Source organism: Candidatus Bathyarchaeota archaeon, assembly GCA_025059045.1.
Classification (GTDB): Archaea; Thermoproteota; Bathyarchaeia; order Bathyarchaeales; family DTEX01; genus JANXEA01.
This window is the reverse complement of sequence record JANXEA010000013.1, coordinates 21,323-47,371: the sequence shown is the minus strand read 5'-3', so window position 1 is coordinate 47,371 and position 26,049 is coordinate 21,323. Positions and strand designations below refer to the sequence as shown.

Annotated in this window: 24 protein-coding genes; 17 read left to right on the top strand and 7 right to left on the bottom strand. The window is 45.4% G+C overall.

Features of this window, described 5'->3' with window-relative positions; all coding sequences use genetic code 11:
• The first annotated feature begins 57 nt into the window (after positions 1-57).
• From rpl12p to mch, 8 genes are all read left to right on the top strand, one after another.
• Entirely contained in the window at positions 58-366 is a 309-nt protein-coding gene (rpl12p, locus tag NZ952_04690) for a 50S ribosomal protein P1 (GenBank protein MCS7120482.1), read from the top strand.
• A 265-nt stretch (positions 367-631) separates the two neighbouring features.
• Entirely contained in the window at positions 632-3,412 is a 2,781-nt protein-coding gene (alaS, locus tag NZ952_04685) for an alanine--tRNA ligase (GenBank protein MCS7120481.1), read from the top strand.
• Positions 3,413-3,416: 4 nt separating this feature from the next.
• The gene (gene leuS / locus NZ952_04680) at positions 3,417-6,302 is read left to right on the top strand and encodes a leucine--tRNA ligase (protein MCS7120480.1); all 2,886 of its coding nucleotides are present in this window, start codon (positions 3,417-3,419) and stop codon (positions 6,300-6,302) included.
• Between the two features lie 28 nt (positions 6,303-6,330).
• Positions 6,331-7,275 (top strand): ornithine carbamoyltransferase, encoded by a 945-nt coding sequence (gene argF, locus NZ952_04675; GenBank protein ID MCS7120479.1) that lies wholly within the window; start codon positions 6,331-6,333, stop codon positions 7,273-7,275.
• Positions 7,276-7,332: 57 nt separating this feature from the next.
• Entirely contained in the window at positions 7,333-7,905 is a 573-nt protein-coding gene (locus NZ952_04670) for a 30S ribosomal protein S7 (GenBank protein MCS7120478.1), read from the top strand.
• 100 nt (positions 7,906-8,005) lie between these two features.
• Entirely contained in the window at positions 8,006-9,715 is a 1,710-nt protein-coding gene (locus NZ952_04665; protein MCS7120477.1) for a formylmethanofuran dehydrogenase subunit A, read from the top strand.
• Between the two features lie 11 nt (positions 9,716-9,726).
• Complete coding sequence (locus NZ952_04660) at positions 9,727-10,536, top strand: formylmethanofuran dehydrogenase subunit C (GenBank protein ID MCS7120476.1); 810 nt, start codon at positions 9,727-9,729, stop codon at positions 10,534-10,536.
• Between the two features lie 28 nt (positions 10,537-10,564).
• Positions 10,565-11,548 (top strand): methenyltetrahydromethanopterin cyclohydrolase, encoded by a 984-nt coding sequence (gene mch / locus NZ952_04655; protein MCS7120475.1) that lies wholly within the window; start codon positions 10,565-10,567, stop codon positions 11,546-11,548.
• On the opposite strand, the gene NZ952_04650 is transcribed toward mch, so the two are convergent.
• Entirely contained in the window at positions 11,535-12,596 is a 1,062-nt protein-coding gene (locus NZ952_04650; protein MCS7120474.1) for a Coenzyme F420 hydrogenase/dehydrogenase, beta subunit C-terminal domain, read from the bottom strand. The genes mch and NZ952_04650 overlap by 14 nt on opposite strands.
• Before the next feature lie 92 nt (positions 12,597-12,688).
• Between NZ952_04650 and NZ952_04645 the strand changes: the two genes are divergently transcribed.
• The 3 genes from NZ952_04645 (at position 12,689) to NZ952_04635 (ending at position 15,113) form a co-directional block, all read left to right on the top strand.
• Positions 12,689-13,615, top strand: a complete 927-nt coding sequence (locus NZ952_04645) for a serine/threonine protein phosphatase (protein ID MCS7120473.1) — start codon at positions 12,689-12,691, stop codon at positions 13,613-13,615.
• Positions 13,616-13,867: 252 nt separating this feature from the next.
• A complete protein-coding gene (locus NZ952_04640) occupies positions 13,868-14,287 on the top strand; it encodes a ferritin-like domain-containing protein (protein MCS7120472.1) in 420 nt (139 codons plus the stop codon).
• Positions 14,288-14,843: 556 nt separating this feature from the next.
• Positions 14,844-15,113: a hypothetical protein gene (locus tag NZ952_04635; protein MCS7120471.1), complete on the top strand. Its 270-nt coding sequence runs from the start codon at positions 14,844-14,846 to the stop codon at positions 15,111-15,113.
• 128 nt (positions 15,114-15,241) lie between these two features.
• Here the strand turns inward: NZ952_04635 and NZ952_04630 are convergent, their stop codons facing one another.
• Genes NZ952_04630 through glnA form a run of 4 tightly spaced genes read right to left on the bottom strand, consistent with a single transcriptional unit; the run spans position 15,242 to position 18,498 of the window.
• Positions 15,242-16,456 (bottom strand): 2-isopropylmalate synthase, encoded by a 1,215-nt coding sequence (locus NZ952_04630; protein ID MCS7120470.1) that lies wholly within the window; start codon positions 16,454-16,456, stop codon positions 15,242-15,244.
• A 38-nt stretch (positions 16,457-16,494) separates the two neighbouring features.
• Positions 16,495-16,758, bottom strand: coding sequence for an Lrp/AsnC ligand binding domain-containing protein (locus NZ952_04625; GenBank protein ID MCS7120469.1), 264 nt, complete (start codon positions 16,756-16,758; stop codon positions 16,495-16,497).
• Between the two features lie 22 nt (positions 16,759-16,780).
• Positions 16,781-17,014: an Lrp/AsnC ligand binding domain-containing protein gene (locus NZ952_04620; GenBank protein MCS7120468.1), complete on the bottom strand. Its 234-nt coding sequence runs from the start codon at positions 17,012-17,014 to the stop codon at positions 16,781-16,783.
• A 23-nt stretch (positions 17,015-17,037) separates the two neighbouring features.
• On the bottom strand, positions 17,038-18,498 hold the full coding sequence (gene glnA, locus NZ952_04615; protein ID MCS7120467.1) for a type I glutamate--ammonia ligase: 1,461 nt from the start codon (positions 18,496-18,498) through the stop codon (positions 17,038-17,040).
• 163 nt (positions 18,499-18,661) lie between these two features.
• Between glnA and NZ952_04610 the strand changes: the two genes are divergently transcribed.
• A complete protein-coding gene (locus NZ952_04610; protein MCS7120466.1) occupies positions 18,662-19,132 on the top strand; it encodes an Lrp/AsnC family transcriptional regulator in 471 nt (156 codons plus the stop codon).
• A 41-nt stretch (positions 19,133-19,173) separates the two neighbouring features.
• Here the strand turns inward: NZ952_04610 and NZ952_04605 are convergent, their stop codons facing one another.
• Positions 19,174-19,719, bottom strand: coding sequence for a CBS domain-containing protein (locus tag NZ952_04605; GenBank protein ID MCS7120465.1), 546 nt, complete (start codon positions 19,717-19,719; stop codon positions 19,174-19,176).
• Between the two features lie 182 nt (positions 19,720-19,901).
• Between NZ952_04605 and NZ952_04600 the strand changes: the two genes are divergently transcribed.
• The 3 genes from NZ952_04600 (at position 19,902) to NZ952_04590 (ending at position 23,816) form a co-directional block, all read left to right on the top strand.
• The gene (locus tag NZ952_04600; protein MCS7120464.1) at positions 19,902-21,110 is read left to right on the top strand and encodes a methionine adenosyltransferase; all 1,209 of its coding nucleotides are present in this window, start codon (positions 19,902-19,904) and stop codon (positions 21,108-21,110) included.
• A gap of 71 nt (positions 21,111-21,181) precedes the next feature.
• Positions 21,182-23,545 carry a carbamoyltransferase HypF gene (gene hypF, locus NZ952_04595; protein ID MCS7120463.1) on the top strand — a complete coding sequence of 788 codons (2,364 nt, stop codon included), beginning with the start codon at positions 21,182-21,184 and terminating at the stop codon, positions 23,543-23,545.
• A 34-nt stretch (positions 23,546-23,579) separates the two neighbouring features.
• The gene (locus NZ952_04590; GenBank protein MCS7120462.1) at positions 23,580-23,816 is read left to right on the top strand and encodes a HypC/HybG/HupF family hydrogenase formation chaperone; all 237 of its coding nucleotides are present in this window, start codon (positions 23,580-23,582) and stop codon (positions 23,814-23,816) included.
• An 88-nt stretch (positions 23,817-23,904) separates the two neighbouring features.
• On the opposite strand, the gene NZ952_04585 is transcribed toward NZ952_04590, so the two are convergent.
• Positions 23,905-24,030, bottom strand: coding sequence for a hypothetical protein (locus NZ952_04585; GenBank protein MCS7120461.1), 126 nt, complete (start codon positions 24,028-24,030; stop codon positions 23,905-23,907).
• A gap of 303 nt (positions 24,031-24,333) precedes the next feature.
• Here NZ952_04585 and hypD point away from each other — a divergent pair, with 303 nt between their 5' ends.
• Both hypD and NZ952_04575 read left to right on the top strand, forming a co-directional pair.
• A complete protein-coding gene (gene hypD, locus NZ952_04580) occupies positions 24,334-25,443 on the top strand; it encodes a hydrogenase formation protein HypD (GenBank protein ID MCS7120460.1) in 1,110 nt (369 codons plus the stop codon).
• A gap of 52 nt (positions 25,444-25,495) precedes the next feature.
• Positions 25,496-26,047, top strand: coding sequence for a nicotinamide-nucleotide adenylyltransferase (locus tag NZ952_04575; GenBank protein ID MCS7120459.1), 552 nt, complete (start codon positions 25,496-25,498; stop codon positions 26,045-26,047).
• The last annotated feature ends 2 nt before the right edge of the window (positions 26,048-26,049 follow it).

Genomic DNA, 26,049 nt, shown 5'->3' with positions numbered 1-26,049 from the left:
TTTAAGTATTAGAACACGCATCTTCAGAATTCCGAATAGTCTGATGGTGATTGAGTAATGGAGTATATATATGCGGCCATGCTTCTCCACAGAGCTGGAAAACCAATCGATGAAGATAACATAACAAAAGTTCTGGAAGCAGCTGGCATAACGGTTGATCAGCATAGAGTTAAGGCTTTAGTGGCGGCGCTATCCGAAATAGACATTTCGGAGGCTATAAAGTCTGCACCACCCTTCATGGCTGCGCCACAAGTACCATCAGCAGCTCCATCCGCCCCCACGACACATGAAAAGCCAAAAGAAGAGAAGAAGGAAGAGAAGACAGAGGAGGAAGCCCTAGCGGGGCTTGGAGCACTTTTCGGCTAGATCATCAACTATCACTGGTCAATCGCAATCCTTCTTTCACTCTTCCTAATCAATGGATGATCTATGTATAGGCATCTGAGGAGCAGAAGTTAATAACCTATCAGGCGGCCAAAGAGATTTAGGCTCATAACGGCGAATTAGTGCTCAATTATATTCAATTATATCAGCGGAATTAGCCAGTCTCTTATGTTATAATATAAGTTTAAATTTATGATGGCTTCTACTCTTAACTGCAACGGACGCCTGATTCCAGGGATGAGTGCGGATGCGCTTTCCTGAGTCCGAATATCATCTACCATTCTTTGACGAGAATGGATTTGTAAGGAAAATGTGCCCTAAGTGCGGGGAGTACTTCTGGACACAGAGATCTGACCTAGAACTATGCGGCGAATCTTCGGCAAGCGGATGTGCAGACTACAATTTTATCGGCAAACCGCCTACAAAAAAGCCTTACACCCTTGAAGAGATGAGAGAGGCTTTCCTTTCCTTCTTTGAGAAGAGAGGCCATACAAGAATCAAACCATATCCAGTGGTAGCCAGATGGAGAGATGACGTTTATTTCACCAACGCCAGCATCATCAACTTTCAGCCTTACGTTACCGAGGGAATAATTCCGCCACCATCAAACCCATTGGTGATTAGCCAGCCATGCCTACGATTTCCCGATGTTGACAGTGTAGGCCTCACCTTTGGTCGCCACCTAACCATATTCGAGATGGGAGGACACCACGCATTCAACTATCCGGACAAGGAAGTTTACTGGAAGGATGAGACGGTCAGGTTTCATCACGAATTTGTAACCAAGGAATTGGGTGTCAACTCTGAAGATGTTACCTATAAGGAGGGGATATGGTCAGGGGGAGGAAATGCTGGACCTGACCTTGAAAGCATAATTCAAGGGCTAGAAGTTGCCACACTCGTCTTTATGAAATATAAGGTTATTAATGACGAGTTTTTGGAGCTTCCCATAAGAACGGTTGACACGGGTTACGGGATTGAAAGGTTCACATGGCTCTCAAGGGGATGCCCGAGTGGATTTGAGGCGGTTTACGGTGACCTTATAGATCAGATAAGGCAGATGGCTGGGATAGAGAGGTTCGACGAAAAACTTTTAGCTAGGATTTCCAAGGTTTCCGGGAGAATCCAGGTTACGAGAACGTACAGCAGAGCCGAGAATTTCAGAAGGATAGCGGAAAGATTAGGTTTTGATGAGAAAGAGATCGCTTCTATCCTAAGCCCGGTTGTCGATGTGTTCGCTGTGGCAGACCACACAAAATGCCTCACCTTCCTACTTGCGGAGGGCGTAGTTCCGTCCAACGTGCAGGAGGGTTACCTAGCAAGGTTAATGATTAGAAGAACTCTAAGGCTTTTGAAGAGGCTCTCCATAGAGGATAGGATACTCGAGATAATAGACATGCAGATATCACGCTGGTCGAAAGATTTTCCGCAATTGAAAGAGATGCGGGACGAGATATTCGAGTTAATCGAGATTGAAAGAGAGAAGTATACACGAACCATTGAGAGGGGAAGAGATCTTATAAAGAAGACGATTGGAGATCTGCGGGCAAAGGGATTCCAGGAGATACCCTTAGAGAAAATGGTTGAGTTATACGATTCGCATGGACTTACACCCGAGGTTGTACTTGAAAACGCGGAGGCCGAGGGGATAAAGGTCAGGATACCGGACAACTTTTATAGTTATGTAGCTCAAAGGCATGTTGAGGCGCCAAGGTCTTTAGAGGGTTCCACAGAAGTTAAGATAGAAGAGCTGAGTAGAATATTCTCCGATCTGCCGGAGACTAGAAAACTTTACTATGAGGACGCTTATCTAACAAGGTTTTCCGCTAAAGTTATCGGCGTACATGAGAATGTGGTAGTGTTGGATAGGACTGCCTTCTATCCCGAGGGCGGGGGACAACCAGCAGATAAGGGTTACTTGGAGTTTAATCTTTCAAGAGCTAGGGTGGTAGATGTCCAAAAGATCGGGAAACACATAGCACATTTTCTAGAGGGCGCTGTGCCTAGAATCGGAGATGATGTGGAAGGAATAATCGACGAGGAGTATAGGCGCGGTCTGATGAGAAGTCACTCTGCAACGCATATCGTCATGGGCGCGGCGAGGCGTGTGCTCGGCCAACATGTTTGGCAGTCTGGCGCGCAGAAAGAGCCTGACAAGGGGCGACTTGACATTTCACATCCAAAGCGGCTTACCAGCGACGAGATCTATAGAATAGAGCTGCTTGCAAACGATGTTATAATGAAGAATATACCCATCGAAGTCTTTTTGCTTCCTAGAGAAGAAGCGGAAAAGCTCTTCGGTTTCAGATTGTATCAAGGCGGGGTTGTGCCTGGAAGGGAGATAAGGGTAGTGAAGACTGGGGACTGGGAGGTTGAAGCGTGCGGGGGAACTCACTGCAAGAGCACCGGAGAGATTGGATTGATCAAAATAGTTCATACCGAAAGGATCCAGGATGGGGTGGAGCGGATCGTATTCTCAACAGGGCTCTCGGCTTTAAAGTTCACGCAAGAGGAGGAATCTAATCTCATAAAAGCTGCCAATTTATTGGGTGTCCAGAAGGATAGTGTGGCAAAGACCCTTGAACAGACGATTACGGAGTATAGGGAACTGCGTCGTGATAAAGAACGGCTCACCGATCTTCTGGCAAAGTTGTTGGCGGAAAAACACTTGTCAGCCGCCGAGGATATCTCAGGCCTTCATTTGGTCTCAGGAATATTCAGCAGCGAAGACTTCGACGTGGACTTGGCGATTAGAATCTCAAGTGAAATAATTACTTTGGACCAAAGAGCCATCGTCATCTTCCTGTTAACAGATGCCACTAACGCTCGACTCGTGGCAATGGTTGGAAGGGAAGCGCTGAAGATGGGAGTCAAAGCTAATGAGGTAGTTAAGGAGGCGGCACCCGAGTTAGGCGGAGGGGGGAGCGGGAGGCTGGAATTCGCTCAGGGAGGTGGAAAGAATGTTGAGGGAGCTTCTAAGGCCTTGGAAAAGGCAAAAATGGTTGTTAGACGAATGATCCTAGGGTGATTGGATGTCACTTAATTGGAGAGAGATAGAAGATAAGTGGAGGTCTAGGTGGGAGGAAAGCCGAATATTCGAGGCTGACCCTGATCCTAGACGGGAGAAATGCTTTGTAACGTTTCCATATCCCTACATGAATGGCCCCTTACATATTGGTCATGCGTTCACTGCGACTCGAGTTGACGTCTTCGCGCGTTTCATGCGTATGAGAGGATTCAACACTCTTTGGCCCTGGGCTTGGCATTGGACGGGTGAGCCTATAGTTGGAGCTGCGCTCAGGGTGAAGATGGGTGATAAAGACTTGATTAGAGCGCTTAAGGAGATTGACGGCGTCAAAGATGATGATCTTCAGAGGTTCGTAGACCCTATTTATATGGCTGAGTATTATACGAGGGAAAGTAGAGAGGCAGTTAAGAGGATCGGTTTCTCAATAGACTGGAGAAGAGAGTTTCACACAACATACCTTGAACCTACATACAGCCGATTTATTGAGTGGCAGTATGAGACGCTTCGGAAGAAGGGATATGTGGCCCGGGGAACCCATCCTGTTGTCTGGTGCCCAAAATGCGAAAGCCCTACAGGCGACCATGATAGACTGGAGGGAGAAGGCGTATCACCAGAAGAATACACCTTGCTAAAGTTTAGATTTGGCGATTCATATCTGCCTGCCGCAACTTTCCGCCCCGAAACCATCTATGGCGTCACAAACATGTTCATAAATCCAGATGCGGTTTACGTTGAGGCAAAGGTAGACGGCGAGAATTGGATCGTGAGCAGAGAGGCCGCCTTCAAACTCAAGGAGCAGCTCAAGAACATTGAGAAGATCCGTGAGTTTAAGGGAGCCGAGCTAATAGGAAAATACTTTATTGACCCAGTATCTCGTAGAGAACTTCCGATACTGCCAGGATGGTTTGTGGATCCAAACTCTGCGACAGGCGTGGTTTACAGCGTTCCAGCCCATGCGCCTGCAGATTGGATCGCCATCAAAGATTTGATTTCAAAACCAGAGGAACTTAAAAAATTCGGTATACAACCTGAAGTCGTTAAATCGATTAGGCCTATTTCATTAATCAGCATAAAAGATTTCGGCGATTATCCAGCCATAGAAATTGTAGAACGAATGGGCATAAAAGACCAGTTTGACTCTAGAGTTGAAGAGGCAACATCAATTATATATAGGGAGGAGTTTCATACCGGCATCTTGAAGTCAATTGTTGGCAAGTATGCTGGCAGAAGAGTTCAAGATGTTAAGGCGGAGCTCATAGAAGACTTCAAGAAGATGGGAATAGCAGATTCAATGTATGATCTGCCCCAGAAGGTCATTTGCCGCTGCACAACTCCATGCATTGTGAAAGTTCTTTCAGATCAATGGTTCTTAAGATACTCAGACAATGACTGGAAGAAGCTGGCTCATGAAGCGGTTGATCAGGCAAAAATATACCCTGAGGCGGCTCGTGCCTATTTCCACGATAAGATCGATTGGCTTCGAGACTGGGCATGCGCAAGGCGAACCGGATTGGGCACCCCACTCCCATGGAGCCCAGACTGGATAGTTGAGACTCTAAGCGACTCGACAATCTACATGGCCTTCTACACGATTGCAAAACCCATAAGGCAGCATGGAGTCAAAGCTGAACAGTTAATGAATGAAGTTTTCGACTACATATTTTTCGGAGATGGAAATGCTGAGGAAATCTCTAATAGGACAGGTATAAGCCGTGAAATTTTGGCGGAGATGAAAAGCGAGTTCGAGTACTGGTATCCAGTTGACCTTAGAGTTTCAGCCAAGGAGCTAGTGCCGAATCACCTATCATTCTTCATCTTCCAGCATGTAGCGTTATTCCCGAGAAAATATTGGCCTAAAGGGATCGGTGTCAATGGAGTCTTAACAATCGAAGGCGATAAGATGTCGAAGTCTAAGGGGAATTTTGTAACACTTAAGAGCGCACTTGACCGTTTAGGCGCCGATGTTACAAGGTTGACTCTGCTTCTTGCGGCTGAGGATATGGATGATCCTGACTGGCGGGAGGAGAATGCCAGAAGCATAGATGGGAAGCTAAGAGCTCTATACAGGTTCATAAATGAGATGATAAACCTTGAAGGCGCCAGCGAGATGAGGAGCATCGACCGATGGCTTCTCTCGGTTCTTCATAGGAGAATCAGGGCGGTAACTGAGGCCATTCAAGTCATGAAGACTAGGACGGCTGCTGAAATAGCGTTCTTCGAGGTTTGGAATGACATTCGCTGGTATATGCGTAGGACGGAGAAGCCTAATCCAAAAGTTTTAAGGGAAGTTGCTAACATCTGGCTTCGCCTCTTATCACCATTTATCCCATACCTAAGTGAGGAACTATGGCAGCTGCTTGGGAATAAAGGCTTCATCTCAGTTGCAGAGTGGCCGAGATATGATGAATCCTTGATTGATGCTGCAGCAGAAGAGATCGAGGATTACGTTAGAGCTCTGCTTGAGGACACAAATAATATTTTGAAGGCGACTAAGGTGTCGCCCAGAAGGATATGCTACTACGTCTGCTCAGAGTGGAAATGGGACATCTACCTAAATATTCTCCGAAAGTCCTTGGAGAGAAAGGTTGAGATCCGCGACGTCATGAAAGAGTTTGCAGGGGAAAAAGAGAAAGCGAGGAAGACTGCTGAATACATCTCGAAGATAGTGGGTGAAATCAATTCTCTTCCACAGGCGATAAGGGAGAGAAGAATTAGAGCCGGGAAGATAGATGAGAAGGAAATAATCATGGACGCCGCCAGTCTGCTGAGACGCGAGCTGAATACCGAAATTTATGTATATAGTGAGGATGATTCGGAGAAGTATGACCCAAAAGGAAAAGCAGGGGTTGCAAAACCTTTAAGGCCCGCTATCTATGTGGAGGGTGCCTGAGGAGCTGGATGTGAATGGGGAATGGAAGATGATTGAGAAGAGGGGCCGCGACTTTCTCACACTCCAAGAGTGCACAGAAGAAGAGATCTGGAAACTGCTGGAGGCCACAGACACATTCAAGAAGAAAGCCAATAGGGTGGGGAAGCTTCTCCACGGATTTAATATCGCTTTATTGTTCCAGAAGCCATCCACTCGGACAAGGCTTTCATTTGAAGTGGCGATCCATCAACTAGGTGGAAACGCCATCTATCTGGGGTGGAGCGAGTCGCAGCTCGGAAGGGGAGAAACGATCGCTGACACTGCTCGGGTTCTAAGCAGGTATGTAGACGGATTGGTTATGAGGGTTCATAAACATTCAGATCTTGAAGAGATGGCTAAGTATGCTTTAATACCAGTCATCAATGCGCTCTCAGACCTGCATCATCCATGCCAGGCCATTGCAGATCTATACACTATATGGGAGAAACATGGTTCGCTTAAAGGCTTAAAGCTCGCATACGTAGGAGACGGAAATAACGTTTGCAATTCCCTTCTTATTGCATGCAGTAAAGTTGGAATCAATATTTCCGTAGCCTGCCCAAAAAATTTTGAGCCTGATCCTACAGTACTTAAGTGGGCGCTTGAAAACGCGAGATTAAGCGGGTCAGAAGTAAGGTTAGTCCGGGATCCGGTTGAAGCTGTCAAAGACGCGGATATTGTTTACACAGACACGTTTGTCTCAATGGGCGATGAGGCTGAAAGGGAGGAGAGGCTGAGGGTTTTCATTCCAAAATATCAAGTAACATCGGCACTCTTAGAGAAAGCCTCAGACCAAGTGTTGTTCATGCATTGTTTGCCAGCGCATAGGATGGAGGAAGTGACGGACGAAGTTATCGACGGTCCGAGATCGATAGTCTGGGATCAAGCTGAGAATAGGCTTCACTCTTCCAAGGCGATCTTCGCTTATGTTTTAGGTAAATGGACGCTTTCATAATGCTTAAATAATGATGTAATGTTCAAGATTAATCCACCCTATTGAATGGTGAAATGATTGAGCGAGCTGGAGAATTTAAAGATCTTCGGAAAATGGGACTTCAACGTGGAGGTTAAGGATTTAGGGCTACAAAGGTACATTTCCCTAACACCAGTCCACTTGCCACACACAATGGGAAGGCATGAACATCACAGGTTTCACAAATCCCGATTAAACATAGTGGAAAGACTTGTAAACAGCCTCATGCGACCAGGAAAGAATGCGGGAAAGAAGGCTAGGGCAATAAACTTCGTCAGAAAAGCTTTTGAGATCATTAATCTCCGCACGGGACGTAATCCAGTTGAGGTTCTCGTAAGAGCGGTCGAGAACTCAGCGCCTTGTGAGGACATTACAAGGATTATTTATGGCGGAATTGCCTATCCACAGGCGGTTGACATATCCCCCCAGCGGAGGGTCGACTTGGCCCTAAGGTTCATAGCGGAAGGCGCTAGGAAAGCGGCCTTTGGTAATCCTAAACCCTTTGAGGAATGCCTCGCTGACGAGATAATCGCAGCAGCGAACAAGGATCCGGGAAGCTATGCAGTGCAGAAAAGGAACGAGATGGAAAGAATAGCCCTACATGCGCGATAAACATTCTTTAAGGGCGTAAAAGATTTTATACTTCCTGATGGAAAGTTCGTTTCTGTTCTTACTTCTTCAGCGCTGACAGACTGTCTGGATAGGTGGAATCTTGAAACTACTGATCAAGAACGGTTTCGTCTTCGACCCCATGAACGGCGTGAAGGGAGACATTATGGACATTCTTATTGATGATGGCAAAGTTGTCGATAGGATAGAGGGCGAGGTAGTTAAGGTTATTGATGCTTCAGGCAGGACTGTTATGCCAGGTGGTGTTGATATTCACACTCATATCGCAGGATCCGAGGTCAATATGGGGCGTCTCATAAGGCCTGAAGATCATTTCAAGGATTTTGAGCCTAAGACTTCAGGGTTAAGATCGGGGGTTGGGCATTCGGTTCCGACAACCTTCATAACTGGTTACCGTTATGCTCGAATGGGTTACACTATGATATGCAATCCATCGATGCCGCCGCTTGAGGCCCGGCACGCCCATGAGGAACTTGCGGACACGCCGATCCTTGATAAGGTCACTTTTCCCCTGCTCGGCGACTGGTGGTTTGTGCTAGAGTATCTTAGCAGGGACATGATTGAAGAGTGTGCGATGCATGTTGCTTGGATGATCAGTGCGACTAAGGGCTATGCGATTAAGGTTGTTAATCCAGGCGGAGTTGAAGCGTGGGGTTTTGGGGGGAATGTTGAAAGCCTCGATGATCAGATCACATATTTTGGTATTACGCCTAGGCAGATAGTCCGCGGCCTTTGCAAGGTCAACAAGATCTTGAATATGCCACACTCCCTACATCTGCACACTAACCGCCTGGGTCAGCCGGGGAATTATGAGACGACCTTAGAGACGATGGGATGCGTCGAGGATCTAGCATCTGGAAATAAGCCGATACTACACATTACGCATTGCCAGTTCAGTTCATTCAAGGGAGAGGATTGGAGAACGATGAGGTCAGGGGCCGAGGAGATCTCCAGTTACGTTAACAGTCACACTCATGTGACTATAGACATGGGTCAGATAGCGTTTGTGGATACAACAACGATGACTGCTGACGGCCCTTGGCAATACACGCTTTACGGATTGAGTGGGAATAAATGGGTAAATCATGATGTAGAGACCGAGACAGGAGCAGGCATAGTTCCATTCAAGTATAGAAGGAAGAATTATGTGCACGCCATAATGTGGTCTATAGGGCTTGAGCTCGCATTACTGATTAGGGACCCATGGAAAATATTCCTGACCACTGACCACCCGAACGGGGCTCCCTTTACAACATATCCTAGAATAATCTCTTGGCTTGTTAGTCGCAGGTCGCGAGAGGCGACCCTTAATAAGGCTAATGCGAAGGCTAGGAAGAGAAGTCTCCTACCAAGCATCGATAGAGAGTATGACCTTTACGATGTTGCTATTATCACTCGTGCCGGTCCAGCCAGATCTCTTGGGCTTACCACAAAGGGGCACCTGGGTGTGGGAGCAGATGCGGACATAGCCATCTATGATTTAAACCCGCGAGAGACCGACCTTTCAAGAAGGCATAAGAATGTTCGGAAGGCATTTCAAAACGCTAAATATGTGATCAAGGGTGGAAAGATTATCGTATGGGATGGCAAAGTAACTAGATCTGCTGAGGGGCGCACCTATTGGGTGGACGTGAGGTTCAATTGCCATTCACGAATGGAACTTTATGAGACAGCGATTAAGGACTTAAAAGAGAGGTTTAGAGATTATTGGACGGTTGAGATGGACAATTATTTTATTCATGAAGGTTTCATTAGGAACTCATCACCTATCTCTGTAAAAGCGGAGGTATAAAAATTAAGTACATACTTACTCCTAGAAAGCAATTCAAGGTTCCTGTCTACGCGGAATGCATAAGCCCCGATCGATTCTCAGGCCGAGCTATCGAAGAAGTGTCCTCATTCACGGTTTGGGAGGGAAATAAGCTTCGCCACCTAGAAGACCTGTTCCAGATTAGATGTGATAAAGAATACCCAGAGCCTTGCATAATCCAGATATACGGTGACCTGGACAAAGTTAGGATGGTCGGTGCCAAGATGACAAACGGTCAGATATTCATCGAGGGAAATATAGGGATGCGTTTGGGCGAGATGATGGTTGGAGGCGAAATAATTGTTATGGGTGATGCGGACTCTTGGGTCGGGTGCATGATGATGGGAGGAAGGATCGAGATTTTCGGTTCTGCAGACGATCATGTGGGCTCGACACTTCGGGGAGAAGTGAATGGTATGAGGGGCGGAACAATCGTCGTGCATGGAAATGCTGGTAATGAGGTTGGACGCAACATGATGGGGGGATTCATAAGGATAATGGGGAATGTGGGCGAGTTTGCAGGCGCCAACATGAAGGACGGATCAATACTTGTAGGTGGTGATTGTGGTGGGAGGGCAGGGGCCAATATGCTTAACGGCAGGATCATAGTGTGCGGCTATATGCCAACTGTTCTCCCAACTTTTATCATTGATTCGATTAGAGAAAATGTTAAAATAGACGGTGAAGTGATCCAGGGACCATTTTATCGTTTCATCGGAGATATTGCGGAGGGCGGTGAGGGGAAGCTTTTCGTCGCCAAGGAGAAGAATCCGCAACTAAGATCCTATGAGAAATATCTTTAGTTAGTGTCTGAAACTGGGATGGTATATTATGAGCCTTGAAATGAATCGTAACGCATTCAAAATATTGGAGGAAATCATAGAACAGCCAAATAGGTATGGCGTGAAAATTGAAGAGGCCGGTTTGGGCGCTACACTTATTGATGCAGGGTTAGAGGCGCAGGGAGGGCTATTGACAGGCGAAAAGATAACGGAGATATGCCTAGGCGGGCTCGGTGAAGCAAGTATCTCGATGAGCATCCAAGAAGATTTTGGCCTTCCCTACATCTCGGTATACACGGATCATCCGGCCATATCTACTCTAGGGGCGCAGCTTGCCGGCTGGCATATTAGAGTTAGCGATTATGAGGCGATAGGATCTGGTCCTGCCAGGGCCTTGGCTCTTAAGCCAAAGCGTATTTTTGAGAGGATAGGCTATAGTGAGAAATCGGATGTTGCTGTCCTTGTGCTAGAAGCTGAAAGGAGACCGCCGACTGAGGTTATCGAGATGATAGCCGGCTTATGTGATGTCGATCCAAAAAATTTGTTCTTGATCCTTGTGCCGACGGGATCTATTGCTGGGTTGACGCAGATTTCGGGCCGGATAGTCGAGACAGGTGTTTACAGGCTTCTTGAACTGGGCGTAGATCCAATGAGGATTGCTGCTGCATGGGGATCTGCTCCCATAATGTTGCCCCATCCAGACATTATTGAAGCGATGGGTCGAGGTAACGATGCCGTATTATATGGCGGCATATTCGGCTGCACCTTAAATTGGGAGGATGAAGGTGTGCTCCAGAGTCTCGTTTCAAGAACCGTCTTCTCATCATCAAAGTATTATGGCAGATTGTTTAGGGAGATCTTTAAGGAGGCAGATTTCAACTTCCAGAAGATTGATCCAGAAGCCTTCGCTCCAGCTAAAACCTTGATCCACAATATTAAAACGGGGAGGATCTACAGCGCTGGAGAGACAAGTAAGGAGATGTTGATGAAGTCTCTAGACTTTAATCCAGTTCCATCCCCTAAGCACGGGTGAGAACTGAAGCTTCACGCTTCCTAACCGACATTCTTATAAGTAGATCTAGGATCTTACCGTCCACTTCATCTAACGGTTTCGCCTCAATTATGCCATTAGCCTTGGCTTCCATGAAGACTCTTTCGCCAAATTCTGTTCGAAGTATCGTCATTGTCCAGTCTTCCAGGCCTAAGCCGCCGACTGACACGTCCGCCAATTCTGCGGAGAAGTCTGAGCATCCTTCAACGCATCTAGCAGTATATTTCCTTATCTCTTTAAGGGGCACCGTCTTCACGTCTCCAGACTTCATAGTTATGATTAGCTGACCTTTTATGTTGAGCTTTTTTATGCTTGATGGATCGATTCCCATCTTTCCAGATATGAAGTCTTTTACTAAACCATCATAGGTAAAGCATGCACTACAAAAGAGACCGATGGTTAGGCTCAGATGGTCTGAAAATCTTCTCAGCGGCAAATGCTGTATTCTTCTAATAGCTTGTATTTGGCAGGGGGTTCCAACGAAGGCAAGCCGCTCTTTCCCCCTCTCTAATCCCTCTCCGAATGCGAGAATATTTGGCGAGTAATTGTATCGTGTCCCAGCACATTGGACCAAATTGTTTTCTGTGAGAGCAAGGCGGGGGACAGCTCTTAAGGGCTCATTCTCGTCTACTCCAGACAAAGCTGCCCCGTCAATAATTCCCTTCTTCAGGGCGAAGTTGAGTAAAGAGGTTACGACGCCGCCATCTTGGCATACCCTTAATATTCTGTCATCCATGCTTCTTGCCACCCACAAGCTTCTATAGACACCAAACGGTTCATTTGGACCCCTTTTTCTTCCTAAAGCAAGTTCCTCCAGAGTTGACAGGGGCAGCTCGTATCTTGGACAAATCTTTGAGCATATTCCGCATGACCTGCATTCTCCCCTGAGGGATGGTTTTCCATCAATATATTCGATACAGCTGGCTGGGCAAGTTGCGACGCATGAACCGCATCCAATGCAACGTGAGGGCAGGATTGTTGCGCCCAAAGTCTCGTTGAAGCCTAAACCTATTCTTTTTGCAGTTGGCATTATGGGCTGCACCTGACCATAATGCAAATCGTTACGTAATTCACAAACTTTAATAAATCATTTCTCACTGATCCATTTCAGTGACGTTTTGTATGAAAAGTCTTTCAGAGATCCTAGAGCAGGCGAAGGATTCAGATTCAGATAGCATTCTCAGCTTAGTGGATAAAGTTGAGCGCATCTTAGTTTCTGAGAGAGAAAGAACTTCGGAGAAGATTAAGATTATCGGAAGACTGGTCCGTCTCCCTGCCTCTGGAAGAGCGACCGTCATCGGCGATATCCATGGGGATATGCAGAGCCTTGGAAAGATTTTGGCGGATTCCAACTTCTTGGAGAGAGCGGACAAACCTGACGAGTACATCATCTTCTTGGGGGATTATGGGGACAGAGGACTTCAATCTCCAGAAGTCTATTATGTAGTCTTAAACCTGAAGTCCATGTTCCCCAACAATGTGATACTTTTGCAAGGGAACCACGAGGGGCCAGAAGACCTACTAGCCCATCCGCATGATCTACCTATCCACATCAAAATGAAGATGGGTGCAGGATGGGAATCCGTCTACAGTAGGCTAAGCGAGCTATTCAGAAAATTCTACACATGCGTCCTAGTTGAGGAAAAATGCGTCATGCTTCATGGCGGGGTACCAAGCAAAGCAAGGACCATCGACGATGTAGCCTACGCGTTTGAGAAACATCCTATGGAGAGCCATCTCGAAGAGATCCTGTGGAGTGATCCGTCGGATGAAATCAGAGGTGCAATCCCATCATCACGTGGTGCGGGATACATATTTGGCGAGGATGTGACGGAATCTTTCATAAGAATGCTTAGAATACGCTTTGTTATAAGAGGTCATGAACCTGCAGAAATGGGCTACAAATACAATCATAGCGGCAGGATACTGACCCTATTCTCCAGGAAGGGCCCGCCCTACTCAAACAGCCAAGGAGCATACCTCACGTTCGATCTCTCCGGAACCTACGAATCCGCACTGAGCCTCGAGCCATACATTAGAAAATTCTAGTGATGAGTCCCTCACCTTAATTATTCCAATATTCCAAGAGGCCCGATGTAGATTAGGGGAGCCCTAGCTAACTATTGGTATGCGAAGCATAGAGGCTTAATTTAGGCTAGGGCAAGTTCCTTAGTTCTTCCCATCTATTACGCTTATTATCCTAATGAGAAAAAACTAAAGGGTTTTTTCAATGCCTTTAGACAAAGCTTTTAAGGCTAAAATAAAAAAAAATAATTGCAAAGCTAAATGTGTGGTGAGATTATGGCTTCTAAAAAATTGCTGGACATGTTGAATAATGCTTTAGCCGGAGAATTGCAGGTTTCAATTCAATATATGTGGCAACACGTTCAATGGGTAGGTATTAAGGGTTTAGCAGTGCAAGAAGAATTGAAGAAAATAGCCATCACAGAAATGAAGCATGCAGAAGCCATTGCAGAAAGACTAAATTATTTAGGCGGGACCCCGACAACAAAGCCAGCTGAAATATATGTCGGTAAAACACTTAAGGAAATGATAGAACGCGACATAAAAGATGAGGAAAACGCAATCAAATTATATAAGGAGATAATAGCCCAGGCACGTTCAGAAAATGATATAACCACAGCATTCATACTTGAAGAGATATTGAAGGACGAGGAAGAACACCACGACACCTTCACAACATTGATGGAAGAAATCTAGCAGCCTAGAACATCAGAGACCGCTAAGATTGCAGAACATGATAGTGGTTTTCACATTTATACACGGTCTCCACCCAAGGAGGCATCAGCGAGCCAAGGTTTAAACTAACGCTCACCTATTTCTTTTCATTAGCCATCTCACCTTGAAAATTAACAATTTCACCTAGGCTACATTATCGTAGAAGACCTTTATCTCCAGCTAATTCTAAACGTAGCATACGCAAAAACTTCAACGAACCATTTCCAAAGTCAATTCTAAATATCTACCACATTTTATAAGGTATTTCTTAGAAACCTTTTTTGGATGTTCCACAACAAACTATCATTAGCCTGGCATCCGAACACCTCATTAATCTCTCCTCAAATCTCTAGAATTCTAACCGCCATGTACCAGTCACACTCTCTAACAGATACCGCGAAAAAATATATGCAATGATTAAAAAATGTCTGGAAGGTGGAAACAATAACTATCATGTCAATTAAGTGATAATACGGACTCATGGTTCTTAAATCTTAAAAAGATATCTCCATCACCCCTTTAAGAGAGGTATATGGAAATGAGGAGGACCGGCCAGTTAGCGATTTACACGATAGACCTGACGAAGATTGAAGGCCAAGGAGAATTTCCATGCCCCTGCTGCGGGTCAATAATATCTCCTGATGATGAGACTGAGGAAGCTTATACCATAACTGATGTTGAAACCAGGGAGGACGGCTCAATCTTGACTCTGAGCCTGCAATGCAATAAATGTAGAAGCACGATACTCCTGAAGGGATTCGAGGTATTAGATAGAATAGACGCTGAAAACCAAAAAGACGTCGAATAGAGGATTGTTTATTTTTTAGCAGCTCTATTTTATTATACAGTCTTCTAATTCTTAATCTTCCAGAAAAACTTCGCAGCTAATGTGGAAACAGCCGAATCGGGTTCTGGTTTTATGGATTTTGTGATCGATCAGAGCAATCCGAATTCGCGGAGAATTCTCCTAAACTCTTCTTCCCTCAGCGAAGCTTTCCTACCTTCAGCATAGATCTCCTTGATCCTATTCATGATGGCTTCAAGCTTTTCAGGCGCAGGTGTCTGACCAGTAACCTCTTCGATCTTATGTTTCACTATTGCTTTTCCTGAATGCTTGCCAATTGTTAATCGGCGCCTGTTCCCAACAAGCTCAGGCGGATAGGGCTCGTATGTTAATGCGTCTCGCAGAACCCCGTGAGTGTGAATTCCAGACTCATGCGCGAAGGCATAGTCTCCGACTATGGCCTTGTTTGGAGGCACAACGTAACCCGTAGCTTTGCCAATGAAGTCGGCAATCTTTTTAAGATTCTTCACCTTTCCCTCAAACTTCTTGACACCGTGATGCATGAGGAGGTTCATGATGACTTTTTCAGTCTCAGCGTTTCCAGCCCTCTCGCCTATCCCAAGGAAGGTTGTGCTAGCGTATATCTTGTCCCATATGCCGGACGCGGCGCGGATCGCCGCAATAGTATTCTCGACGGCGTTTCCAAAATCATCATGGGCATGAATCTCCACGCATTTGATCTTGGTCTCAGCCTTAATCGCCTTGATCTTCATTGGGATCCCATTCGGCAGGGGGGCAGTGGGGGATGATAGGCCGACACCTACCGTGTCGCAGATTCGGTAGCACTCCGCTCCAGCATCTTCCACAGCGTTAATGAACCTCTTCTCAAAATTCCAATCCGCCCTCGTGCTGTCCTCCCCGTGAACGAAAACCCTTAACCCATGATCTTTAGCGGCGTATTCGACTACCTCGACAACCCTATTCAAGAGCTCATCAGGTGTCTTGTCAGGCCATTTTGCCCTGAAATGGATGTAGGAAACAGGATGAGAGATGCCAATATCGTCGAAGCCGCACTCTAAGGCGTCATCCACATCCTCCTTAACCGCCCTGCACCAACCTGCGATACTGGCATTTAGACTCAGATCCTTAATGATCTTCACGGCCTTCTTATCCGGCTCCTGGAAGTGATGAAGCTCGATCCTCTCGACCCCAAGCTCATCAAGCATCTGGGCTATAGTAGCTGCGTCTTCAGGCGAAACCGCCAAACCAGGCATCTGGATACCGTCTCTCAGCGTCGTATCATCGATTATTGGCTCGACTTCCAGCGGGATCACATTCAATCCAAACTCGGCTGGATCAATCTTCATGGTTCAAGCCCTCCAAGTCAAAAAGCATTTTCACGAAGCTAATGATGGAATATGGAGATGAGAGTCTCGGTATGAACAACATTGGGGTGCTGCTCAATCATCTCATAAATAATTCTTCTCAGGTCTTCCAAGCTGTCCGCTTCAACTACCAAGACAGCGTCGAACCTTCCAAGCACAGAGTTAGCCATCTTGACACCTCTTATCCTTCGAGATCTCACAATCTCTTCCGAAGTGCCCGGCTTCACCGTAACCATCACAAAAGCCCGCAAAGCCTTCTTACGCAAATCCTTAGCAGACGCCATACACAATCTCCCTACATTCTTGTCAGCTCGAAAGTGCAAGAGACGTCTCTGTATGGATTATGTTTGGGTCTCTCTCGATAACCTTATAGAGGATCTCGTTTATGTCCTCAAGATTCGGCGTCTCCACAATCACTATAGCATCGAATCTCCCATAGATCGAGTCCGCCTGCACAACCTCCTTCACATTACGCTTTATCCTCTTCACAACCTCTTCAGATGTACCTGGTTTTGTTTTTATGAAGATATACGCTCTCATTTTACTTTCCCTCACCTCTCAACTTAATAATCAAGATATTTCATAATCTCCCAAGGTGTTACGTAAAGGCAGTATTGATTCCAGTCATTCGTCTTATACTCAATGAATGCATCGAAGATATGGCTTCCAAGCGTTCGGTGTATTACTTCGTCACTCTTCATCTCATCCAAGGCTTCACGTAAAGTTGTTGGCAACTCTCTTATCTCTAAAGCCCTCCGCCTCTCTGGAGCCATCTTATACACATCTTCATCCACCGGATCCCCTGGATCCATCTTCTTCTTAACGCCGTCAAGACCAGCCATCAACAGGCATGCGAAAGCCAAATATGGATTACAGGAGGGATCTACACCACGATATTCAACTCTCTTTTGATCAGCGTATTTAGATCCCCTATGATAAACGGGGATCCTAACCAATGCAGACCTGTTTCGACGAGACCACATTATATAGATAGGCGCTTCAAAACCAGGCACCAATCGCTTGTAAGAGTTAACAGTGGAGCAGCAGACAGCTGTCAAGGCTCTGGCATGGTCCAGAAGACCTCCTATAAAGTATCGCCCAGTCTGGCTGATCTCCGCATACTCATCGCTCTCATCATACATCACATTTCTTTCATCCCGCCATAAAGAGAGGTGGGTATGCATCCCACTGGCATTATCCAAGTAGACAGGTTTCGGCATGAAAGTGGCGATTAGCCCATGCTTCTTAGCCACATTCTTCGCGACAAACTTATAATAGATAGTTCGGTCAGCCGTTTCCACCAGAGCGCCGAATTTGAAGGCTATTTCTATCTGCCCAGCCGTTGCCACCTCATGGTGATGCTTCTCAATCTTAAAACCAAAATAATCTTCTAGGACTGAGGAGACCTCGTTCCGGTACTCTATCGTTGTGTCCTCGGGAGGCGGTCTATAATAAGCCTCTTTCGGCCTAAGAACAAAGTTTCCAGGCTTTATCTCAGGCGATTCAGGCACAACCCTCGGTGCACCCCAAGAGTCGCCATCGCCCCCTTTTGGGCTTACCCAAAGATCCCACACAAGCTTAGTGGGATCTATAGATGAGAACAAGAAGAACTCTAGTTCAGGTGCTACATTCGCCACATAACCCATATCCTCAGCGTTTTTGACTGCTCTTTTCGCCACATAACCTCGTGGACAAACCTCAGATGGCCCGCCGCCGAAAGCCTCGTAGACATCGCCTAAGACGATAGCGCTTCTTTGACTTTCATTGTTGGTCCAAGGTATTATCGCCAACGTTCCTAGATCCGGCATATACTTCATGTCAGATTCGTCTATCGACTTGAATCCCCTAACCGATGAGCCGTCGAAACCTAAACCTGAAGTGAATGCTGACCCTTCGATGAACTCCCTTGCCGGAACAACCATGTCCTGCATCAGACCTCTGATGTCTACAAAAGCGCAGTGGACCCATCTAATCTTGTTCTTTTTCAATGTTTCTACAGCCTTTTTGAGAGGATCCGTCTCCAACGATCACACCTTGAGATTGTTCAACAAAATGAAGTGTGGATGACTAAGTCACATATAAATCTTTCCCATTTGAAAAACAAATCTTAAATATTACTAGAAAAAATTGAATATTGTTCATTTATAGCGAAATTTGAACGGAGGATCAATTACCAGATTGAGCTTCATGAACGATGAAGAATCAGTAGAAAAAATTGATGAAATCGACCTAAAGATTCTTAAAATGCTTCAGGAAGATTCCAGAATCAGCTTTCACAACCTCGCCAAAAAAATCGGCATATCAGTTGGAACAGCCTACAATCGTATTAAGAATCTAGAAAGAAAGGGTATAATCAAGACGTATACAGCGGTTGTTGACCCATATAAGCTAGGCTTAACCCTCACGGCAATCATTTTGGTACAGGCTGAGGGAGCTCACCTCACGGAAGTGGAGGAGGAAATTGCAAAAAACGAGAATGTAATCTGCGTGTACGACATTACCGGAGACTTCGACATTGCTGTTATAGCACGATTTAAAGACAGGAACAGATTAAACTCGTTCGTTAAGAACCTAATATCCATTCCTCATGTCAAAAGAACCGTTACGAATGTGGTCCTAAACGTGGTCAAAGAAAACTTCAAAGTCTCTTTAACGTAACCATACTCACCCAAGATATTGCTGGAAATAATAATGACCATTCAATAAACCAGATTCAAGATCACCTTCAAAAGATCAGAACGCGTTATAATCCCCGTTAACTTACCTTTCCTCGTCACAAGCACACCTGGACACTTAACCAATAAACCTCTGACTGTACTTATATCGTCATCCTCGGATACGCATGGAAGCGGAGGCTCCATTATTTTCTCAACAGGCTCATCCGCAATATGAGGGTTCAAGTTCCTCACGATACTCTCTTCCGTAATCATACCCACTACTCTTCCATCCTCTATCACAGGCAATTGCGATATACCATGCTTTATCATAGTCTCACACACCTTACTAATCTTCTCCTTTGGACCCGTCACGATGACGCCGTTGGTCATTATATCACTACATTTTCTCCCCTGCTTAGCAACCAAAATTTGGATTATCTTGTTAACAGTCGATAAGCGCGGATCAACTTTTCCTCCTTCAATCTTCGCTATGTGAGCCTGCGACACACCTACCATCTTCGCAAGTTCCCCCTGCGTCAAACCCGCCTCCATCCTGAGCTTCTTTAAGGTTGAGCCCGTAAGTAGCAAAGATCATAACCTCCAGTTATTAACAGCGAATATTACTATTAGTTAGCATGTTTTTAAGCATATATTCTGCTAAGGCAGCATGGTTAACAGAGAATTATGCAAAATAATGCATCTTTACCCCTCAGACTATACCGTAAATTATATATTTATTGAGCGGCTATCAGAAGGGAAGGCGAAAATACATGAGAAACATAATTGTCGCACCCTTAAGTCAGGTTCCGCTGGAGGATCAGATGATCGAGGTCGTCGAAAGAAAGGGGATTGGGCACCCAGACACGATATGCGACTCGATAATGAATGAGGTTTCTGTAAACCTAAGCAAAGAATACATAGAAAAGACGGGCACAATACTCCACCATAACATTGACAAATCGCTTCTTGCGGCTGGCGAAGTGGAAACAAGATTCGGCGGAGGAATAGTTAAGAAACCGATGAAGCTCATCTTCGGAGATAGGGCGACATACAAGATAGGCAGCGTCGATGTACAGGTCGACGAGATCGCGATAAACACCGCTAAAGAGTGGTTCAAGAAGAATATGAGGTTCGTAGACCCAGACAAACACGTCAAGTACCAGATTGAAATACAGCCAGGATCCTCAGCCCTGACAGACATTTTCCGGAGAGGCGGCAAAGTTTTAGAGGCGAATGACACCTCGGCCGCCGTCGGCTGGGCACCGCTAACCAGAACTGAAAAAGCTGTCCTGTCGATGGAGAAGTACCTGAATTCCGCCGAATTTAAGAAGATGTTCCCTGAAACTGGAGAAGACATTAAAGTCATGGGTCTCAGAAAGGGAAACGAACTCGAACTGACAATATCTATAGCATTCGTCGATCACCTAGTGGAAAGTGAAAAACATTATTTTAGAAGGAAGGACGAAGTTTTAGAAGAGATAATCAGGTTCGCCAAGGAGAACAACGATTTTGACAAGATCACTGTTCAATTGAACACTCTTGACGCTCCGGGCAGGGGTGTAGACGGCGTTTATCTAACTGTTCTCGGCACAAGCGCAGACGGCGCGGACTCTGGACAGGTCGGCAGAGGGAACCGCGTGAATGGCGTGATATCGCTTAATAGACCCCAATGCTCAGAAGCCGCTGCTGGAAAGAACCCTGTGAGCCACGTTGGGAAAATATACAATCTATTGACCCACAAGATTGCCAATGAAATAAACCAGCAAATCCCCGAAACGAGGGAAGTGTATGTCTGGATGGTAAGCAAAATAGGCAGACCCATCGACCAGCCAACACTAACAGCAATCCAATTGATCCCAGAGCCAAATGCCATCTTCAATGATATAAAGAAGAAGGCAGAGGAGATAGTGGAATATGAGTTGGATAACATAGACAAGTTTTGTATGGAACTAGCATATGGTAAGATCACTGTATGCTAGATTAACTCATTTTCTTCCATAATCTTCTCCCATCTTAACGAACATAGAATTAAAGGTCGCAGTTTTTCACCATGTATAGATATGACGCATCCTTTTATTCTGATAACGCTAATGAGGATACAGATCGTCTCTGCAGAGGAAAGGGATGCCGAAATTTGCGTCTAAAAGTTATAATTAGCGGAATAGTTCAAGGAGTGGGCTTCCGCCCTTTCGTCTACAGGATCGCAATCAAACATGGCCTAACGGGATATGTGAGAAACAGAGGAGATGCTATGGTAGAGATACTTCTAGAAGGCAGAGAGGAGAGTATCAACAAGTTCCTTAAGGATGTAATAGAGAAGAAGCCGCCTATCGCCCAGATTCATAAGATAGAGAAGAGAAAACTTGAGGGGAGAGAAAAGAACAAAAGATTTAGAATCAAACAAAGCACAAAAATAGTGGAGAATTCAGGATCAATTATACCACCTGATATAGCGATATGCAGCGAATGCCTAAAAGAGCTTAAATCGCCTGACAACCACAGATTCAATTACTTCTTCATAACATGCGTAAACTGTGGGCCAAGATATACAATAATAGAAAAACTCCCCTACGACAGGGAAAACACCACAATGCGCGATTTCCCAATGTGTGCTCTCTGCTACACAGAGTACCAGGACATCCTTGACAGACGCTTTCACGCGCAAACGGTAGCCTGCCCTAAATGCGGTCCCGAAGCTTACCTCACCACAAATGATGGGCAAAAACTTTACCTCAAGGATCCAATAGCAGAGGCGGGAAAACTGATTTCTGAAGGATATCTGGTTGCAGTGAAAGGACTTGGCGGATTCCACCTCGCTGCTTCAACAGTCCTAGATGAGCCGCTTGCAAGGCTGAGAAGGGTAAAGCACCGTCGACAGAAACCATTTGCTGTTATGGCTCCAAACCTTAAAACCGCACGGACCTTTGCCATTATAAGTCCAATGGAATCTAAGCTACTGACATCCTACGCGAGGCCTATAGTCCTCTTAAGGAAGAGCAGACACTACTTCCTGTCCGATCTGGTCGCTCCAGGCCTTCATAATATAGGCGTTATGCTACCCTACACTGGACTACATTTCATACTATTCAGCCAAGTAGCAGACCCTGCATTCGTCATGACAAGCGCGAACCCGCCTAACGAGCCAATAATAGTAGATGAGAGAGAGGCTATTAGAAAACTGAGAGAGACTGCCGACTATTTTCTTATTCACAACCGCCAGATAGCCCAGAGATGCGACGACTCAGTAGTGAGGGTCCACGAATGTATGCCAGTACATATAAGACGATCACGCGGATATGCACCTGCACCAATTTTTCTTAGGTTTAAGGCGGAAAAATGTGCTGTCGGGCTAGGAGGAGAATTGAATAACACTATATGCATAATCCTCGACGATAAAGCATTCTTATCACCGCATATAGGCGATGTCGAAAATGTTGAGACCCGAGATTTTCTTGAAAGAACAGTTCATCACATGATACACTTAACGAATGCGAAGGTAGGCGCAGTTGCATGTGATATGCACCCGAGATTCATTACCACTCAACTTGCGCGGGATCTCACGCATAGATATGGATGGGATCTCATTGAAGTGCAACATCATCAAGCACATATCGCTGGACTTATGGCTGAGCATGGGGTGGACCAGATTATTGGAATATGCTGCGACGGGTATGGATATGGTCTTGACGGCGGTGCGTGGGGTGGAGAAATACTTCTATGTGAGCGTGACTCTAGAAACTTCAAAAGGCTTTCGCATCTTCAGGAACAACCTTTCGTCGGGGCCGATTTGGCAACCCGTTATCCCCTCAGAATGGCTGCTAACATATTGTATGGGCAAGTCAATATCGAAGAATGGTTATTAAGTAATGAGAAATATTTTCCTCATGGAAGAGAGGAAGTATACGTTCTTCTTCATCAACTTGAGCATAAGAAAGATAATCTTAAAACTTCTAGCTGTGGAAGAGTCTTGGATGCCATCTCGGCGATTTTAGGCGTCTGCTTCGAACGCACATATGAAGGAGAACCAGCCATGAAACTTGAGTCCATAGCGGTCGATGGTAAGTTGCCGTTCAAGGTCAAGCCTAGAATCGAGAACGGTATACTGAACACCACATTCATAGTCAGTGAGATTTTTGAGAATAGGGAAAAATTCCATAGAGCCGATCTAGCGTACTTAGCACATGCATACCTAGCCGAGGGGTTAGCCTCCATAGCCATAGAGAAAGCATTCCAGGAAGATATAGAGCATATAGGCTTCACAGGGGGTGTAGCATACAATCAAATCATCACCTCAATAATGCGTAGAATCATCAAGAAAGCTGGTCTAAAATTTTTAACTCACCAATGCGTACCACCCGGCGATGGCGGTTTATCCGCTGGACAAGCCATATTAGCAGCTAAAAACGAAACATAATTATCCCCCATCCTCCATTACATGCTCGGTTAGCATGTGTTTAGCAATCCCCGCTAAAGTTGTCTCCATTAAAAACCACATCGCCATCGTCGATTTCGGAGGCGGCGTGACCAAGGAAGCAAACATCATGCTTGTCGATACAAAAGTCGGCGACTATGTGTTAGTCCATGCGGGATATGCGATCCAAGTCCTTGACGAAAAAGAGGCAAAGGAAACTTTAAGACTTTGGAAAGAAATATTGAACCGCAGCACTAATAGTGGAACAAGATAAAGAGAAGTTGAGAATATTCTTTCAAATAAAAAGGGGAAAAGGAGTGGGTATCTACGGTTCTCCATTTATTCTGCGGATGAGGGTGGATTCACCACTCTTCCTCTTCTTCTTCCCACTCTTCCTCTTCTTCCCACTCTTCCTCCCATTCTTCTTCAGGTTCCTCTTCTTCCCACTCTTCCTCTTCCTCATCCAGTGAAGGCTTCTTTCTCGACATACATGACACCTTATAGGGGTCTTGATTCTTACAGGACATCCAAATAAATCTTTATGAAGGAAGCGAAGGGACAAAAAAAGTTTTTCTTCGAATTAAAGATTTAATTTTTACCTGAAGGAGAATTACAGTATAAATTTAATCCTATTCAAGAATAAAAATACAAAATCATGCATCGAAAAGCAAATTAAGAATAAAACAGTCAGATAGACGTCCACACTAACGCCTCATCTAATGATAAGCCAAAAAACAACGATGATTAAAAGATGTAATAAGATAAATACAGAGATTCACCAATGAATCATTATGACCCTGACATTCGGGTATAGAGACCCCTCATTTGTAAGACAGTTATCTGAAAGACTCCGTGAGCTTGCACCTAAAGATGAAATAATAAAAATCTGCCATGTATGCGGCACTCATGAATGGGTCATCACACATTTTGGGCTACGCGCACTCTTACCTCCGACAGTTGAAGTTATAGCAGGCCCGGGATGCCCAGTTTGCATTGTTCCATCATCCGAGATCGATGAAGCCATCAAAATATCACTAGAAGGCGTGGGGATATTAACCTTCGGTGACGTCGTCAGGGTCCCAGGATCTGAATTGTCGCTCTTAGATGCGAAGGCGAGGGGGGCAGAAGTCAGAGTCGTTTACAGTCTCTCCGACGCTATTAAAATAGCTAAGAAAGACCCCGATAAGCAATTCGTTTTTTTAGCCGTCGGATTTGAGACTACAGCGCCGTCCACCGCAGTAGAGATTTTAGGCAAACCTCCGAAAAATTTTTCCTTCCTAATATCGCATCGTCTCATACCGCCCGCTATGAAGCTGTTAGCCGAGACAAAGGATCTCATGCTTAACGGATTTATAGCTCCAGGTCACGTGAGTACAGTGATAGGCTTAAAACCATATCAAATCTTCCCTGAGCAATACGGGATCCCAACCGTTATAGCAGGGTTTGAGCCCACAGACATACTCATCGCGATTTTCATGATCCTTAGACAATTGTCTGAGGGGGAAAGCAGACTTGAAAACGAATATACAAGGGCAGTAAGATATGAAGGGAATATTAAGGCCCAAAATGTTATGCGGAAGGTTTTCAATATCGAAAATGGCAAGTGGCGTGGCCTAGGTGTCATACCATCATCAAAATTCTCTCTAAAAGGGGAATATGAGAACTTTGATGCTCACATCAAATACGGGATGAAAATAGAAGAGGGAGCGGATCTCAGACCAGGATGCAAATGCAACCTTGTAATAGTCGGAAGAATAAAGCCAATCGAATGCCCGCTATTCATGAAATCTTGCACCCCTCAAAATCCAATGGGCGCATGCATGGTCAGCATTGAGGGAACATGCAGGATTTGGGCCGAGGCAGGAATCAACATAAGCCGACAAACAACAGAAAATAGATAAATTCTAGATGCACTCTTTGTTTTAGCTAAAATAAGAGGGGAAGCCGAAAAAATTGCACTTTCCTTCGGAAGGCAATAAGAACTTTGAAAGGGGCCTCTATCCTGGACGTTTTCAACCCTTTCATCTTGGCCATCTGGAGGCGGTCAAACACATACTTGGAGAGGCGTCCGAGGTTATTATAATGGTTGGAAGCGCTTTGCAAAGTCACACTTTAAGGAACCCGTTCACATCTGGAGAAAGAATCTTTATGATTAGACTAGCCCTCAACGAGGCTGGAGTTGATCCGTCAAGATACTATATAATACCTGTCATGGACTTGAAAATACATAGCATATGGGTCTCCCACGTATGCTCACTTGTCCCAAAATTTGATGTAGTGTATTCAAATGAGCCTTTAACCAGAAGACTATTTATTGAAGCCGGGTTCATAACAAAGCCCATCCCGTTCTTCCAGAGAGAGTTATGTTCAGCGACGGAGATAAGGCAGAGAATGCTAAATGACTGGGGATGGGAAGACCTCCTGCCAAGGAGCGTAGCGAGGTATATTAGAGAAATAAAAGGGGTTGAGAGGCTTCGCGACCTAGCCAAGAGCGATAAAGCGTAGAT